Genomic DNA, 16,953 nt, shown 5'->3' with positions numbered 1-16,953 from the left:
AAGGGTTGTTAACCTTTACGACTCTACTTAGAAAACGGCAGCTTCAACACTTTATCCATCGGGAAGTCGCGTCCGCTCCAAGCCTTTACCTGCGTCCATGCGGCTTCTCCCTGCCAGAACGGATCGCTCTCCGGCAGACCGAGCGGCAGAAACACTGCCGCACACAGGTACAAGCTGCCGGTCGAGACATAGGGCTCGCCTATGTCCGGTTGATGCCCGCAAAAGCCAACCGTCAGCCAGCCTTCCGCGTCAAACGTATTCGGAGCTTCGATCGTGCGGCGAATGACCGCCGTTAACGCGCAGCGCACCTGGGCGGGCTCTACGGTTGCTTCCATCCGGTGCTGCAGCGCCATCTGCGCAAGATGCTGGAACGCTCCGAAGCGATAGGCCAGCGAACGGCCCAACGGCGGATAAGTTCCGTCCGGCGCGATGAGGCGTTCCAACTGCGACGCATAGCGGATGGCCCGCAGCAGCGCGCGCTCGCGGACGGCGGCCCATTCCGGGTCGAGCGTGTGTACCGCATCCAAAATATCGACCAGCATCGGCTGAATTACGAAGCTATTATAGTAATCCGCATGGTAATCGGGACCGTCTCCGTATACTCCGTCCCCCATGTACCAGTTTTCGTGCGAGCGGATCGCGTAGTCGACGCGCATCTGATCCCAATCCTCGCCTACCCGGTACAGGAACGTCTCGATCATCGCCGAGAACAGCAGCCAGTTGCTGTACACCGGCTTGCGCGTTCGCGTGGCTTTCAGCGCGGCGATCACATTCGCTTTGACCCTCTCGTCCAGCTTATCCCACAGTTCTGTTGGAGCTCTTAAAATCGCATGCGCGAGGAACGAGGCGTCGACGATCGGCTGACCTCCATATGTAAAATTCATATAATCCGGAGAACTCGGATCGGTGCCGGCATCGATCGCATCGCGAGCAAGCTCTGCGTACTCCCTGCGATATCGCCCCTCTTCCCCCTCGTCGCTTCCGCTCTCCAGCCACGGCGCCAGACCGCACAGCAGCCGCCCCAACGCTTCCAGACCGGCATATCTCTCCCTATCTTCGCCATTTGTTTCGATCGGCATTTTCAACTTGAGCTCACGTTTTGCAAGATGAACGAGCACCGGATCTGCGATACGTCTCAGCGTATCGATCCAATAAGCTCGATTCAGCTTTCCGGGATTCATGCGGCTCTCCTCCAGACAGATGCGATCGCTGCGTATCGCTTGATGATCTCCTCCTCATTCTAACGATGCGGTACCGTAGGTGTCGAGAAAATCTCTGCGCTTCGCACGAGCCTGATGGAGTTCCACTCATTTTTTCATACGAAGTAGGATTATTGTCAAGTATTATCCCTCAGTGATATTTGACAAGCAATATCAGAAACAGAAGTTACTATTGAAAAACCTGATTAACATTGAAATTTGTCAACACATTCCCTCCAGAGCCTGCTCAATACTGATAAATTTCTTATAAGACAAATATCCTACACACCATAGAAATATATGAGAGCTTGGGGTTCTATGTCAACGTTGAGATTCTTGGCCGTATTACCAATCTGATTCACACTCAACTATCAGAAGACGATTATTGAACACAAAAAGGACAAGACTATTGATCACATGCATCAATAGCCTCGTCCACTTTCACTTTAAGAAACCATAGCGGTATAGTTTAGATGAATCAGGTGATATTACTTTGGCTTTGCTGAGAGTTGGCGAAATTGCATGTTTAGATATTGGATGGCTATTGTCCCCAGCAGACTAAAAGCGTTTAAAGTCACTCTTCGGGCTGTATCAAGGTAATGATGGATATCTCTTCGATGCTGCTTGCGAACCACAACCTAATTATCTATTAGCGTTGAGACTTCGGAACGTTCTAGGAAAATGAAACGTTTGATCAATCAAACGTTTCCCAAATACTGTACTGTAACAGTCTTTCAATGAAGTCTCGATAATGGCATGCAGACATAATTCTTTCATTAGTTCGAACTTAGGATATCATCCATGATACTTACGTATCTCTCTTCGGTGTATTTATCTGTTATTTGTCCTTCGATAATAAACGACATTTTCTTATGATTTGCTAGTAATATTAAATTATTGTTATTTTTTTTATAGTACATTTCTTTACCGTGAGTTGTTTTGATTGATGCACCGTCAATTGAATTTTCTGTATTACTGATTGATAAATTCAGTATGCTGTTAGCCTCAAATGGCCCATATAAAATTATTATGTCGTTTTTTTCCTTTTGATCAGACCTCAATTTAATTAATTTACCCTTTTCCTCTGTATAGGATACAACTACTGTGTTAACATCCCCAAGGTTATTTTTGCCCATATCCTTTGGAGGTAAGACAACATGTACATAACTAATGATGAGATCATCAATTTGAGGAATTGAAGTATTTATGCCGTATTTTATAATTTCATGATTCAAATTGTTCAATGATTCGCTTTTCGTGTTACAGCCAGATAAGACCAACATCATCATCATAAATATCAATCCAAAGTATTTAACCATAATTCCTCCTCCGTAAAACGTTAAATAATGCTTGGGACCAGGGTCACATCTTATTAGAATTCGACCTCCAACTTGAATTGATATCCATCGTCTTAAATATATAGAATTTATCAAAAAAAAGTACATTTAAGAGCGATCTTTTCACATAATACTATTATTTTCAAGCTGTCACTAATTCCTTTGGACTAGCATTAACAATAGATAAAACGAAAAAGGCATATAAAATGATGGTTCAGTCATAGTCGATTTTTTCATGGATAAATAAATAGCCAGAATAAATCCGGCTATTTATTTCCAATATTAATTAAATGATGTAACAAATTTAATTAATTGATCTTTTGATATATCACCCCTTGCAATAACCATATGACTTGCCCCCTTGCTAAACCAATTATAGGCAACAATATTTTTTCCTGTAAGTTCAAGATATTGTACTTCCAAACCATTAAGCACTATACTTTTTACCCCGTCATCCGCCAGTTCAATCCTTCTTTTCTTTGTAGTATAATCTATCCAATTCTCCTCATTACTCGTGTCTCTATATCTAATTGTGATTTCTTTATCTAAATCAATATTAGGCATTACACCGTTTGGAAATTGAGAAGGTGGTTCATTATAAATTACACTTTCAACTATTAAATTATTTGGAACATAAGTTGGTAATTGGAATTCTATATTGGTAAGGAGTTCTTTAGCTTTTTCAACTGTAATTGTTGATGGTTTAGTAACTATATTATTATCACTGCGAACTTCATGTTTTACTCCGTTGTTTGTTGAAATATCGCCCGAAGATGCAAATACAATACCGCTAATAGAGACTGAGATTAGAAAGATTGTCGAAATAATAAACCTTTTCATTAGTGGATTCCCCTTTCTGATTATTAATTAGAGGTGTAGGCAAATTTGTCATAACTAACATTTGATTGTGATCCACCTACTCCATTTGTATTTGCATAAAAAGCCATTTCGGTATATAGATTGGAAGTGGTTGTTGAATAATTCATGGTTACGCTCCGATCAACAGCAACACTTTCCGAGTACCAGTCCAGAAAAGTCTTTTGATTCGAAGATCCAGATACTATTTTATAAACTCCATATTGAGCACCCGCTGGGTTACTAGTTCCTATACTTGTTGCGACTTTGGAAAAGGTCGCTGATGTTGGTTGAGCTTGATTACCTTTAATAGTTTCCGCCTTCCAATATTTGTATGTCAAAGGTGTGCTTATTATCGAACTTCCACTAATCGAAGCTGAGTAAATCGTTTCGTATTGACTAAGGTTAAAGACTGCATGAAGTTCTGCAAACGCTTTATTACCAAATAAGAAAATGGTAATAAAAATAGTGAGAATACATGCAAGAACATAGGACAATAGGTTTTTCGGTTGCAATTCCCTTTTTAATCTGATCATCATAGTTCTTCACCTCTATTATTAGTTTTGTTTTCCATACTAATATTACCATTTAATCAAAAGTGAGGGAATGGGAGAAAGGGTCCCTTTTTCTACAAGAGCCAGCCAATTGAATGCAGTAATTTGTTGGTTTTTGTCTAATTATTGCGTTAGAAAAATATGCGCCCCTTAATGCGATTATTCGCTAAAGCGAAATGCTGCGGGAAGAGGCCGAAGAGCTTGGAGAAACGGTATTCGTCGGAGGTTTGGGAAAAATCAGGTAGATGTGCAACCATCTGCTCGCTCTGATCAGCCAGTACGCTCATTTTGATTGACGTGCTGTGCCGACCCAACACAAAGTCGCGTCAGAACATAGAAGAAGGACGCTCCCTCGCTTTCGCTTGGGCTGCGTCCTTCATATCGCTACTATCAGATCAAGTCCGACGCTTTCAGCAGCCGCCTGATCATGACCATCACTTCGGCGCGGGTCATATTCTCCTTCGCGGCAAGCCGGTTGCCGCGTCCGTTGACGATCCCCGCTTCCAGAGCCAACGCTGCGCTGCTTCTCGCCCATGGCGACAGCCGATCCGCATCTTCGAAGACGAATAGCCGTTGCTCTGCCGCAGTACCCGACAGCTTGCTTTGCAGGCCCGTAAGCTCCATCGCGCCGGCGAGCATCTTCATGGCCTGTTCCCGCGTAAGAGTCGCATTCGGACGGAAGCTGCCGTCCGCGAAGCCGCCGATCAGACCGTAAGCAGCCGCCGTGGCAATCTCTCCGTTATACCAATCGCTCGTCCTAATATCGCTGAACGGCGCTTTCCCCTTCTCCGCGCGCAAGCCGAGCGCCCGCACGAGAGCCGCCGCAAATTCGGCTCGGGTCATCTTTTGCTCCGGATGGAACAGACCGTCTTCCAGCCCCTTCGCCACCAACCGCGAGCCGAGGTCGTTCACCTCGTCCTTCGCCCAATGCGAAGCCATATCCGCGAAAGCGACCGGATGCCAGACGACAGCGTACGCGCTGTTCGTCAGGCTGTTAATCTGCGCGTAATAGACGCCGTCCTGCCGCACAACTTTCGTCGGCACATGCCTCACGCTGCCGTCGGCCTCCACGACGATTCCCGTCGTAATCCGATTCGGATCAACGCCGGTCGGAATAGCCATTGTGCGCTCCACATACGCGTTGAATTTGGTCACGTCGATCGTTTTCCCGCCATAGGTCGCCTTAACGGTGAAGTCGAGCGGCAATACGACGATCTCCAATCCGTTGTCCGCTGCCGCTTTCTTCGCCGCCTCGACCGTCTGGTCCGACGGCTTCCCGACTTCGATGGCAATCTTGATGTCTTGCAGGGCGACTTGCTTGCCGATCAGCTCGGAAATAGCGTCGATGTCGATTTCCTTCGCCGGCAGCGTATAGGTCGCCTTATCTGTGCGAATCTGTACGAACGCCTGTCTGTTCTCCATATTTTTGACCATGCGGCCGTTTAGCTCTCCAACGACATGGTCGACTCCGGAATTCACGAGGATCGTCAGAATCGCGCGGTCTCCCGCTGTAGCCAAGCGCTGTTCAAGCTTGGCCTCATCCACTTGAACCGTTGTCGTTCGCTGTCCGTTCGCTTCCGTCGTCACCGCTTTGCCCGCCGTCTCCGACTTGCCGTTTACCTGCACTATGGCGTCGGACGTATCCGAGGACGGCGCCGCCGGCGTCCCTCCTCCGGAGCCGGATGACGGAGGTGTAGTCCATTTCGCGAACAGCGTAACATCCCCTTCTACGATAACGAAGGCCGCTCCCGCTTGATAGCTGTCTCCGCTGCCGTCCGCCTTCGTGTTCCAGCCTGCAAAGCGCAGTCCTCCGTGCGTCATCTCTCCGCTGTTCCCCGGCAATATCGCCGTTTCTCCCGCTGCATAAGCACCTGCCGCCGGCGGATTGCCGCCGGTATGGCCGTTGCCGTCGTACGTGATCGCGTACAGCTTCGTCCATTTCGCATACAGAGTCGTTCCGTTCAGCGGTACTTTATCCGAAGCGAAGTCCCAAGCGTTCGCCAAGCCCTCCTCCTTGTACCATCCTGCAAAACGATAACCTGCATGCGCCGGCTCTGCCGGAGCGTCAAGCGTCGTATCGAAATCCGCCTGTATCGCGTCAACCGCGCTTCCCCCGTTGCTCTCGAACGCCACAGAGTAAACGTTCGCGATCCACTTCGCGTACAGGGTATGATTCGACGTCGCCGTGACCTCCGTCAAATCCGTGACTTGCGTTCCCGCTCCGTCCGCTTGCGTATACCAACCCGCGAAGGCATAGCCTTCCCGCTCCGGCGTCGGCAAAGCTTCCGTCGTGCTGCCGTCCGCACCAACGCCGTATGCGGCATTGTGCAGCTTGGATTGCGTTGCCGGGCTCACCGTGCCGCCGTCCGCGTCGAATGTTACCGTGTAGACGCCGGCCAGCCATTTCGCGAATAGCACATGAGCTTCAGTCATCGATACGATCGTCGTATCCGTCACCTGCGTTCCTGCTCCGCTCGCCTGGGTATACCAGCCCGCGAACCCGTAGCCTTCCCGCTCCGGTGTCGGCAGAGCTTCATCGGTGCTGCCGTCCGCTCCCTTGCCGTACGGCGCATCGAATCGCTTCGACTGCATCGTAGGATTCACCGTACCGCCGTCCGCGTCGAACTCAACGATATAGTTTTTAGCCGCCCATTGAGCATATAGAGTGACGTTGGCCGCTTGGTCGATCGTGATCGTGTCGTTCTCGGCATACGACTCGCCGCTTCCATCCGCCTCCGTGTTCCAGCCGGCGAACGTATATCCCGATTTTGCCAATGCTCCCGATCCGACAACTGTCGCTGTCTGGCCTAACTCGTAGGCTTGTCCGTCCTTCGGAGCCGTGCCCGTTCCTCCATTGGCTTGATAGAGGACTTTATACGTCGGGATATACGGATAGTTTGGATTGGTCGTACGAATCGTCGCGATGGTCGCACCCGCATTCAAATCCTGCTCTACCGTATAGTAATAGCCTCCTCCGTTAATCATTCCGAAGCGAGCTTGTCCAAAGCTGTCCAGCGTCGCCGAGGGCACGAACTCGTTGCCCTGTATCCGGTACAGCGAGGTGTTCGGCGTTTCGCCGTTCAGCGTCGTGAACATACCCGCATGAACATTGCCTTCCGCATCTCCGTACAACTGCATCATAGCTCCGGGACTGTCGACAACGATGTCCCATTGAGAGGTGCCCGCATTATATTTGTACAGCTTCGCCGCATTGTCGAAAGGAAGACCCGGATTGTATTGGCGAATATTCGCATACAGCCCTTGCGCCCCGTCGATTGCGATTCCCGACATGGCATAGCTGTAGCTGCCGGCATTCGGGAGCACCGATATGCTGGACCACTGACGATTCGCATCCAGAATGAAAATCTTTTTGCCGTCATGGATATACGCTGTTCCTGCCGCATCGACCACGATCGGATTCAAAGCTCCTGCAGGCGTAAAATTTGACGGCATCACATACGGCGACCAGGTAAGGCCCTCGTCTTCACTGATGTGAATCTTATATTCCGTCGTCATCGGATTCGTGTTCATGTACAGGTCGGCCACATACCATTTGTCGTCGCGAGCGGCAAAAGAGTAGGCAACTCCGAATTGTCCCTGCGGCAGCTCCACGGAGCTCCAACTGCTATCGGACTCGCTTCTGTAATATACAGCGGAGCTCCCCATGCTGAACGCATAGATTTTGTCGTTGTCATAAGACAGCGTCGGTGTAGCAAGCGCCAAATTATCCGTAATATCGTACCAGACGGAAGGCACCAAATTGACTTGCTGAACGACGGTCGCATCCGTGTAGCCGGTCGCTTTGACCTTAATCTGATAGCTTCCGGGCGAGCTCAGCCCCGTAAGCGTGATCGTACCGACGTCTACCAAGAACGGTGCGGCAACGATCGCCCCATTGCGTGTAACCGTTACTTCGGTAATCTCTTCCCGCCAGTCCTCATCGTCGGCGAACGTCAGCTCGATGGCGTGGTCCGTATCGTTGTCGCTCGTATCGGCAACAAGCGTCGGCGATGCTTTGGCGTTGCCGAATATCGGGTTGTCCGTACGCACGATACCCTGGGAATAATCGAGAATATAATAGTAGCTGCCATCGAACGCCACTCCGCCGGATGTCCATTGGAAGTTGTTCGTTGTAGCCTCCATGCTCAGCGACGAGCCGTTGAACGAATAAATATTTGAAGCCGGTGTAAGCATGAAATTATAAGGGCCTTGAGCAAGAAGCATGGTGCCATCCGCAAATGACCTGAGCTCCATATTGCTGGCCGGAAGCGGCGGTGAACTCAACAATGTCCAAACCGTTCCGTTATAGCTGTACAATGCAGCCGTCTGGCCCATTGTAGGCATCATCTTATTGATTTTCATCATGGTCGCATAGAGTTGATCGGACCCGTCGGCCGCCGCGCTGGAGAACCGATATGTGTATGAGGCGTCCTCGGGGAAAGGCAAGATTTTCGTCCATACGCCTTGAGTGTCCAGCTTAAAAATCGCAAAGTAATCGACGACGTACAGATTGCCAGAACCGTCGAAAAATATCGACATCAGGTAGGCCCCGTTCTGAACGGCAGAATACCCGCCCGAAGGACCCGCAACCTCGGTCCAGGTCGCTCCGTTGTCGTCGCTCTTCATAATTTTGGAAGAAACATATGGGGAATTCCCAATGCTCCCGCGGTCGATGATATAGAACACGCCATTGCGAATCGCAAGCTTATAGGGGGAAGTAAACTGATTGCCCGGCAAATCGACAAGCTTCTCCCACTGACTGTCGCTTGCCCCTCTAACGAAAATCTTTTTCTCCAACTCGTTCAGCAAGTATAGCTTGCCGTCCGCCCCGGCGTAGATCCCGCTGGAACCGAGGGTGGCGTTGGCGGTAATGTCGCGCCATTGCGTGCCGGTAGCCGAAGCCTGCCGCTCTCCCCACATTACCCCCGAAATTGCAAGCACAAATACCAGCAGCAAATGTACTGCCGCCCTCCACTTTTTGTTACCCATCATCGTAATATGAATCCCCCTGTCTGAACGTGCCGATCTTTAGCGCTTTTTACTATATCAAGATGCATTGAACCGATTCTGAGCATCGGCCGACCGAGACGCGGCGCAGGCAAGGAAGTGGCTTGGCCAACGGCAAATAGCCCTCACCCCGAAAGGAGAGGACTGGTCAAGCGCATATCAAATACGGGACAGTGGAGGCTGACCGTAATCGCCCAAAGGGCGGGGCGCAAGCGCCGTCGGGTTCGTTCCTCCAACCGATTCGGCCGGCGTTGCGGTTAATCGTTTCCCGAGACGTCGCCTTCGCCGACGCTGCGATCAAGCAAACGCTGCCCGTATGCCCGAAACGGGGCCGTCGTCCTGATTCCCCATTCCTCCTCGAACAGCTCGCAATAGGAGTCGTAGCTGCGCCGCAGTTCCTCCGTCTCCCCGTTTTCGAACAGGCCAATCAGAAGCTCTTTGGCAAGCCGCTCCGAATAAGGGTACAGCTCGCATGCCCGCCTAATTCTCCGCAGCGCCGATTTTACCGCCCCCGACGCCCGTTCCGAAGCGGTCAGCTGCAGGGTCAGAGACACGTAGCCTTGCAGCAGCTTCTCCTTTCTCGCTTTCGCCCAAGGATAATCCTCCTTGTCCAGATAATGCCCGCAATACAGCCCCCAAGCCGTCGCAGCCTCCGAATCGCTCAACCGTCCTTCCGCCGCGGCGTCGGCCGCCTGCTGAAATCGATCCGCATCCGTGACAAGCCCGTCGCCGTGCAGCCGATAGCTTTCCAAAGAAAATTCGAGAGCGGCGTTTATGCCGGTTTCGCGCAGCATGCGTCTGATCTGATACACAGCCGTATGCAGATGAACAAGCGCTTTGTCCAAGTCGAAGGAGGGCCAGATCTCCTCCATCAGCACATCGCGAGACAGTCGCAGTCCCCGGTGCTGAAGCAAATAGGCGAACAGCTCCTTCACCTTCAGCGTACGCCACTTGACGATTCGCCTTCCTCCCGGCTCGACAATTGAAAGCTGGCCGAGCATCTCCATTTCCGGCCGTTCCTGTTCTTCCTGACGAACCGAAGCGGATTTCCCGATAGACTCGCGAAGGCGAACGAGCGTCTTCGCGAAACGCGCAGGATCAATGGGCTTCAGCACGTAATCCAGCGCATTCACTTCGAAGGCTTCGACCGCATAGCTGGAATACGCCGTCACAAATACAATTTGAATCGCTCTGTCAAGAGAGTGGATCGCCTCTGCGGCTTCCAAACCGCTCATGCCCGGCATCTCCATGTCGAGGAACACGATTTCCGTCCGCTGCTCCGCCAGATGGGACAGCCCTTCCGCGGCAGTCTGGTAAGCGCCGGTCACTTCAATATCCGTCGCTTCCTCCAGCATCCACTTCAACTGCAGCAACGCATGCTTTTCGTCGTCTATCAGAATCGCTCTCATGCTCCACTCTCCCGCGGAATATTAAAGCTGACCCGGGTTCCCTCTCCCGGCCAACTCTCAATGTGCAACTGTTCGCCGTACATAAGACGCAACCGACGGCTAATGTTGGCCAATCCTACCCCTCCAGAATCTCCCGTCGACTCCCCGATCTCGGACAGCCGATCGGACGAAATGCCGACGCCGTCGTCCTCGACCGTCACCCTCCAGCCGGAGGCCGCGGGCTCGATCAGTATGCGCACCTTGCCTCCCTCGGGTTTGCGCATAATGCCGTGACGAACCGCGTTCTCGACCAACGGCTGAATCGAGAGCGGAGGCACCGGAATCCATTCGCCGCTCCCGACTTCGATCTCGACCCGCAGACGATCGTCGAAACGCGCCGATTCGATCGCGAGGTAAGAACGCACTAATTCCAGTTCGTTGTGAAGCGGCACCCGCTGCTCCAGATTGCCGAAGTCAAAGCTGGCGCGCAAATAACGGCTAAGCTCCAGCAGCAGCGCTTCCGCCTGAGGCGGGTTCAGTCGGCAGACGGCCATAATAGTATTAATTGCGTTAAATAAAAAGTGGGGCTTGATCTGCGCCTGCAGAAACGCCGTCTCCGTGCGCACGAGACGACGCACCGAGCTGCGCAGCTCCAGCAGAGTGCCCACACGGGCCCGAAGCTCGGAGGTTTCGTACGACTTAACCAGAATGTCGTTGGCCCCCGCCCGGAAGCCCGCCAGCGTCTCGTCGGGCAGGCGACCTTCGCTGAGCAGCAGAACCGGCAGCTCGGAAATCGCGGCATGCTCGCGGATGAGCCGGACCAGCTCCAGGCCGGACATACCCGGCAGCACCAGATCGACAATGACGAGATCGAACGGGCCCGCCTCCTTCAACAGCGACAGCCCCTCCTCTGCGCTCGCGACCGTCTTGATGGCGAGCCGTTCTTCGCCAAGCAGCTGCCTCATCACCTGCGAGCCAAGCCGATCGTCATCGACGATCAGGACGGACCCGCTGCCCCCGGGAGCTTCGGGGGCAGCGGAAGCGGCAAGCTCCTCACGATAATCCCCATCGAAGGCCGGAAGCGTACGCCCGCTTGCCTCGCTAGCGCCCGCTGCGGCCGCTATCGCTTCGGAAGAAGCGATCGGCCAGGAAATGGACAGCGCCTCATCCTCTTCGCTTTCCAAGCCGCGAGCCCGCCATTCGCCGCCGCCCAATTCGATCAGACGTCGGGTCACCGACAGCCGCACCCGCTCGGCGGACTCGGTCGCCGACTCGTCCGCACGGTAAAACTCCGGCTCCTCCCTCTCCGTCGACAGCGCCGAACCTATACCCGGCGCAGCGATTATCAATGCGACACGGTCTTCTTCCGCTTGTATCGCAAGCCGGACGGCTGCTCCGCCGGCATGCTGCAAAGCGTAGGCGACCAAGCTGTGAATGATCTGTCCCACCCGGCGTTCATCAGCAAGCAGCGGTGGAGGATTGGGGGACAGAACCTCCACCTCCCACCCGGGCAGCGCTTGCGGCGGATATAGCTCCAGTACGGAACGGACGACCGGCGGCAGCAGCACAACCCGGCGTTTGTATTCCGCCTCCCCGCTCTTGAGCAGGCTGAAATCGATCATATCGTCAACCAAATAAGAGAGCCGTCTCGCGATCCCTGTAATCATCGTCAGCCGTTCGCTCCCGCCTCCTCCGGCTTCCTGCTGCTCGGCGGCGGCGGCCAAATTCGCGATGCTCCGCAATGGCTCCCGAATCTCGTAGGATGTGCTTAACATAAACTCGTCTTTCCACTCGTCATGTTGCAGCAGCCGCTCGGACATCCTCTCCGCATGTCCAAGCAAGTGCGCAAAGCGAGAAACGATCTGATACGCCTGCGCAGCGCTGAAGACAACGATCGTAAAGGGGAGAATGGCCTGATTCTCCAAATAGCCGAAGCCGTTCAACAAATAGACGAGCAAAATAATCAGCACGCTCTGGATGCTGGCGGTCAGCGCCAGCGTATTTTCCCGGCGGGTCATGACAGCACGAATCAACACGTAGAGCACATAAGCAATCGAGAGCAGCGAACAGACGAGAAGCAGCACTTCGAAGCGAGAGAATTGGGCGGTCGGCAGAGCAAGGCCGGCGAACGTAATGATGCAGGAAATTATCAGGACTAGCCGATCAAGCAAGCGAACCCCGAATTTGGGATAGAGTTGAACGATATAACGAGCCAGAAAATAATAGACGAATGCAGAGGATATGAGCTGCACCCGCAGCACGCTTTCGTAATTCAGCGCTTGCAGCAACGCAAGCGCTGCTTTCTCCCCATGCGTCAGCACAAACAGCAAACTGCACACGCAAAATCCGCCAAGCTGCAGTAACGGCGCTTCCCGCCTGCGCAGCCGGAAGAATAGCAGCAAAAACAAAGCCGGAATCAGAAACCCGCCGGCCGTCAGCCAATATTCAAACAGTCCCAGCTCGCGGCTGCTCACGATCGCCTCCTGCGTCCCGAACCAGATCGGATAAACGATTCCGCCGGAAGCGTAGCTATAATTGGCAACTTGAATGACAATGTCCGCCTCGGATCCCTGAAGCTTGAAAAAGCCGACATTCGGCGTATTGCCGGGCAGCGTGCCCTCTCGATCCAGGCCGGGACGGCCGCTCCCGCCGACTTCTTCGCCATTCACGTAAATTCGGCTGGCCATGCGAATATTGGTCGTGCGGATGCCGTAAATGCCGGAAGCGTCATCCGGCAGGTGTACGCGCAGCCGGTAGGTAGCGGTGCCCAACCCCGATTCCAGGCCGGGAAGCCCGTTCCAGACATCAGGTACGTTCACCGCAACTCCTTGCCTCAGTGGGGATTTGTCGGCTTTCGAGAAATCGGCTTCCGTCAGCGGCAGCCCCGGATACAGCAGCCATTCTCCATTCAATCGCACCGCGCCGCTTGTCGTCATATCCCGATCATGAAGATTAACAATCCCGTTCTCAGCCGGCACCGATCGGTCTCCTTCACTGCGGAGCTCGGCCACAATCCAGCACAAAGGCAATAGAGTGAGCAAAACAATGCTCCCCAGAAGCTTAAGCCAATAGTATTTCGTCATTATACTTCTCCCGCCGCAGCAGCCGTCGATCGCCGCTTATCCCCTGGTTAACTTTCCTCCCTATTCTAACGATACGTTGCCGCAGGTGTCGAGAAAATTTCCGTACTCCGAACGGTACCGACTCGCAAAGCCTGATGCTCCCAGCAACAGTAAAAAAGCGCGATCCCATCTGGCCGCAAACATGGCCAGCGGGATCGCGCTTGTCGGATAAAATTCGTTGCTCATCGCGCTAGCCCTTAACAGCCCCCGCCGTCATGCCCGAAATAATATACTTCTGCCCAATCGCATACACGACAATGATCGGGAGCAGATTTAGAATCATAGCCGCGGACACCAAATTCCAGGAGCTGATATAGGTGCTGAAATAGTTGTACATCACCATAATCATTCCCCATTTGTCCGAGGAATTCAGGAAATAAAGCGGGATGATGAAATCGTTCCAGCAGTTTAAGAAGTTAATAATAATCGCAGTGACCGTTACGGGTTTAAGCAGCGGAAAAATGACTTGAAAAAACAGTCTTCCGCCGCCGCAGCCGTCAATCACCGCGGACTCGTCCAGCTCCTTCGGGATGCTGCCGATAAAACCGAAGTACAAAAATACGGTAAACGGGATAAAGATGGCGGAATAGAGCAAGTAAGCGCCCGTATACGTGTTAATAATATTCAGCATTTGCATGACCTTCATGGTCGTCACGTAGTTCATCGGAGCGACAAGTCCGAGCAGGAAGATCGAATACACCACCATGTTAAGACGCGTTCGGTTCCGGGAAATGACGAACGCAGCCATGGCCGAGACGACCAGCGTAATCAGGGAAGCGGCCGTCGATAAAAACAAGCTGTTAAAGAAGGACGAGTAAATCCGTTTGTCCTTTAACACTTCCAGGTAATTGCTGAACAAAAATTCGGACGGAAGCGACAGGTTCATCGTTGCCGCTTCCGTAACGGACTTGACCGAATTGAGTAGCACCATTAAAAAAGGAACGAGGATGACCAGGCTCAGCAGCCATGCGAATACTTCCTTAGAGAGGTTGACCAATCGTCTGTGCTTAACCATTATCCGTTCGTTTCCTTTCTTGTGAAGATCATGATAATCCCGATTGAAATGACGGCCAGGAAAATAAACATAAGAACCCCCAGCGCCGTGCTGTAGCCGTAATTCCCCATCGAAAATTGATTAAATATCGTAATATTAATAACTTCCGAGGATCTTCCCGGCCCGCCGTTGGTCAATGCGAAGATAACGTCGAATACTTTCAGCCCGGAAATCACGCTTAACAATGTATTAATCAAAATAGAAGGCGCGATGGAAGGAATAATGATCTTGGTAAGCTTATTCCAATAGTTGGCCCCGTCCATATCGCTCGCTTCGATTGTTTCCTTCGATACCGTCTGCAGTCCGGCCAGAAAGATAATCATGACAAAACCGGCCGCCTTCCATACTTCAACGCCGATCGTCGACCACATGACCCATTGCGGATCCTCCAACCAAGCCTGCGTCAAGAAGCTTAATCCGATGAATTCAAGAGCATGATTCAAAATCCCGTTAGAGGGATGGAGCACTTGTTGAAACATTAAACCCACAATCAAATTCGAGATAATAATCGGCAGAAAATAAATCGTGCGCAGAAGCCCTTTGGTTTTAATCCCCTCGTTGAGCATCAGAGCTAATCCCAAACCGATAGCAACCTTCAGTACCGTTGTAAAAAAGGCGTACATAAGCGTGTTCTTAATAAACATAAAGCTGCCGCTATCGTTAAAAATCTCTTTAAAGTTGTCCAAACCGATAAACTTGATATTTTCGCTCATGGAATTCCAGTTGGTTAAGGAATAATAGAAACCCATAAAGCTCGGAAGCAAAAACAACAAGAAAAATAGAATAAGCGCGGGCAAAATAAATTTCTTTGAGTAGATTTTATTTACGTACATAGCCGTTACCTCATTTGTGGATTTCTCGTACGGATCTTGCGGCAATTGGAGAAAAGACCGGCAGACGAGTAACCCTGAATTAATCGTCTCGCCGGTCCTTCATGCCGTTACTGATTCTGAGCGGCAAACAGCTTTTCGCGGTCCTTGTCGATCGCCTCAAGCACTTGGATCGGCGTCTTGCTGCCGAGCATCAGCTCTTGAATGTACTTGCCGACAATGGTGTTGTCCCAGTAGAGCAAGCCGTATTCCATATCCAAGCCTTGACCGCCCGGCGCGTTCTCGAGGATCGTCTTGCCGGCTTGTGACGGCTTGCCCGCCACATCCGTGAACGACGGATTCGATTGCAGGTCGGGACGGCCTTCATAGAAGGTATTCAAGTTTTCCGGCTTGGCCATGAAGTCGAAGAACTGCTTTACGCTATCCAGGTTTTTGGAATCCTTGTACGCGACCCGCATATTGCCGCCCGCGGAGTGCGAATACATATCGTTGCCGGCTAGCGGAATCGGAAACATCTCCCATTCGCTTGCTTTCGAGTCCGCATACTTCTCGGCAACTTCGCCTTGGTACGACTGGTACATCAGAATCATCGCCGATTTGCCTGTGCCCATAGCCTCGTAGCTGGAATCCCAAGCGTTGGACAACGAATTTTTACCGAAGTAGCCTTTGTCGTACAGCGTTTTGAACTCTGCCAGGAACGTCTCGAACTCTTTGACATCGGCAAATTTCATTTCCTGATTGTTCAGCTTGTCGTACAAGCCCGGGTTCGCATGCGCCGCTTTCGGACCGAACTGCGAGAACCAGATCGCCCAATACCAAGCTTCTTTGCCGACCATATAGAGCGGCGTTTCGATACCTGCTGTTTTCAACGTGTCGGCAACCTGCATCAGCTCTTCCATCGTTTTCGGAACCTGGACATTATGCTGCGCGAACAGCTCTTTGTTGTACAAGATGCCCCAGCCGTCTACGTTCCACGTCATGAATCCACTGATTTTATCGTTAATGGTCGTGCCTGTTTTAGCGTATGGCGCATAGCGCGACACCCACTCTTCATTCGATAGATCGGCAAAATATTTTTCCGGCAAATATTTGTACGCTCCCGAACCCGCGCCGACCATGAAGATGTCCGGCACTTCGCCCGAGGTCATTTTCGTCTTCAGCACGTTGGCGTATTGATCGTCCGGCACGACTTGCAGATCGACTTTAATGCCGGTTTCTTTGGTAAATGCCTCAATCAAATCCGAGTCCACTTTTGAGCCTTTGTTCACCCAGTTTTGCGAAGCGACAAAAGTCAATGCGACATCTTTCTTCTCTTCTTTCTTCACTTCGCCGCTGCTCGTCGCCGCTGGAGATTCCGCATTGCCGGATGGGCTTGGCTTGTTATCTGTCGTTGATCCGCACGCCGCCGTAACAAGCAGGGAGCAGAGCATAAGCAGGCTGGTCGCCCATCTTTTCGTTCCCGTTTTTTTCATTTCTGATCCTCCCATTAATCGCTGATCTAAGCTCTTGCTCTTAAATTGTAATCCCTTTCAAATGGGGGATGAATATCGATTACTGACCTAAAACCGTGGATATTATTGACCTCTTGCATTTCTTCTTTCATAAAA

General features: G+C 51.7%; 11 protein-coding genes. All 11 read right to left on the bottom strand.

The genetic code is table 11. The annotated features are described in order from the left end of the window. Positions 1-23: 23 nt before the first annotated feature. Positions 24-1,181 (bottom strand): DUF2264 domain-containing protein, encoded by a 1,158-nt coding sequence (locus tag DFP98_RS18400; protein ID WP_116062060.1) that lies wholly within the window; start codon positions 1,179-1,181, stop codon positions 24-26. 794 nt (positions 1,182-1,975) lie between these two features. Then, a complete protein-coding gene (locus tag DFP98_RS18395; protein ID WP_116062059.1) occupies positions 1,976-2,518 on the bottom strand; it encodes a hypothetical protein in 543 nt (180 codons plus the stop codon). Between the two features lie 300 nt (positions 2,519-2,818). Beyond that, entirely contained in the window at positions 2,819-3,376 is a 558-nt protein-coding gene (locus DFP98_RS18390) for a hypothetical protein (protein WP_116062058.1), read from the bottom strand. A gap of 23 nt (positions 3,377-3,399) precedes the next feature. Further along, complete coding sequence (locus DFP98_RS38705; protein WP_147310229.1) at positions 3,400-3,930, bottom strand: hypothetical protein; 531 nt, start codon at positions 3,928-3,930, stop codon at positions 3,400-3,402. A gap of 405 nt (positions 3,931-4,335) precedes the next feature. Then, a complete protein-coding gene (locus tag DFP98_RS18385; RefSeq protein ID WP_116062057.1) occupies positions 4,336-8,937 on the bottom strand; it encodes an InlB B-repeat-containing protein in 4,602 nt (1,533 codons plus the stop codon). A gap of 272 nt (positions 8,938-9,209) precedes the next feature. Further along, positions 9,210-10,361: a response regulator gene (locus DFP98_RS18380; RefSeq protein ID WP_116062056.1), complete on the bottom strand. Its 1,152-nt coding sequence runs from the start codon at positions 10,359-10,361 to the stop codon at positions 9,210-9,212. Next, a complete protein-coding gene (locus tag DFP98_RS18375; protein WP_116062055.1) occupies positions 10,358-13,423 on the bottom strand; it encodes an ATP-binding protein in 3,066 nt (1,021 codons plus the stop codon). Before DFP98_RS18375 ends, DFP98_RS18380 begins: the two co-directional genes overlap by 4 nt. Positions 13,424-13,483: 60 nt before the next feature. Beyond that, positions 13,484-13,648 (bottom strand): hypothetical protein, encoded by a 165-nt coding sequence (locus DFP98_RS39150; protein ID WP_181917773.1) that lies wholly within the window; start codon positions 13,646-13,648, stop codon positions 13,484-13,486. 4 nt (positions 13,649-13,652) lie between these two features. Then, the gene (locus tag DFP98_RS18370) at positions 13,653-14,477 is read right to left on the bottom strand and encodes a carbohydrate ABC transporter permease (RefSeq protein WP_116062054.1); all 825 of its coding nucleotides are present in this window, start codon (positions 14,475-14,477) and stop codon (positions 13,653-13,655) included. Beyond that, on the bottom strand, positions 14,477-15,349 hold the full coding sequence (locus tag DFP98_RS18365; protein WP_116062053.1) for a carbohydrate ABC transporter permease: 873 nt from the start codon (positions 15,347-15,349) through the stop codon (positions 14,477-14,479). The genes DFP98_RS18370 and DFP98_RS18365 overlap by 1 nt, the downstream gene beginning before the upstream one ends. 107 nt (positions 15,350-15,456) lie before the next feature. Beyond that, positions 15,457-16,818 (bottom strand): ABC transporter substrate-binding protein, encoded by a 1,362-nt coding sequence (locus tag DFP98_RS18360; protein ID WP_246016586.1) that lies wholly within the window; start codon positions 16,816-16,818, stop codon positions 15,457-15,459. Positions 16,819-16,953 lie beyond the last annotated feature (135 nt).

This window comes from Cohnella phaseoli, assembly GCF_003386235.1.
GTDB lineage: Bacteria > Bacillota > Bacilli > Paenibacillales > Paenibacillaceae > Cohnella > Cohnella phaseoli.
Note: the sequence above shows the minus strand (reverse complement) of the source record. Positions and strands in the feature narration are given on the sequence as shown.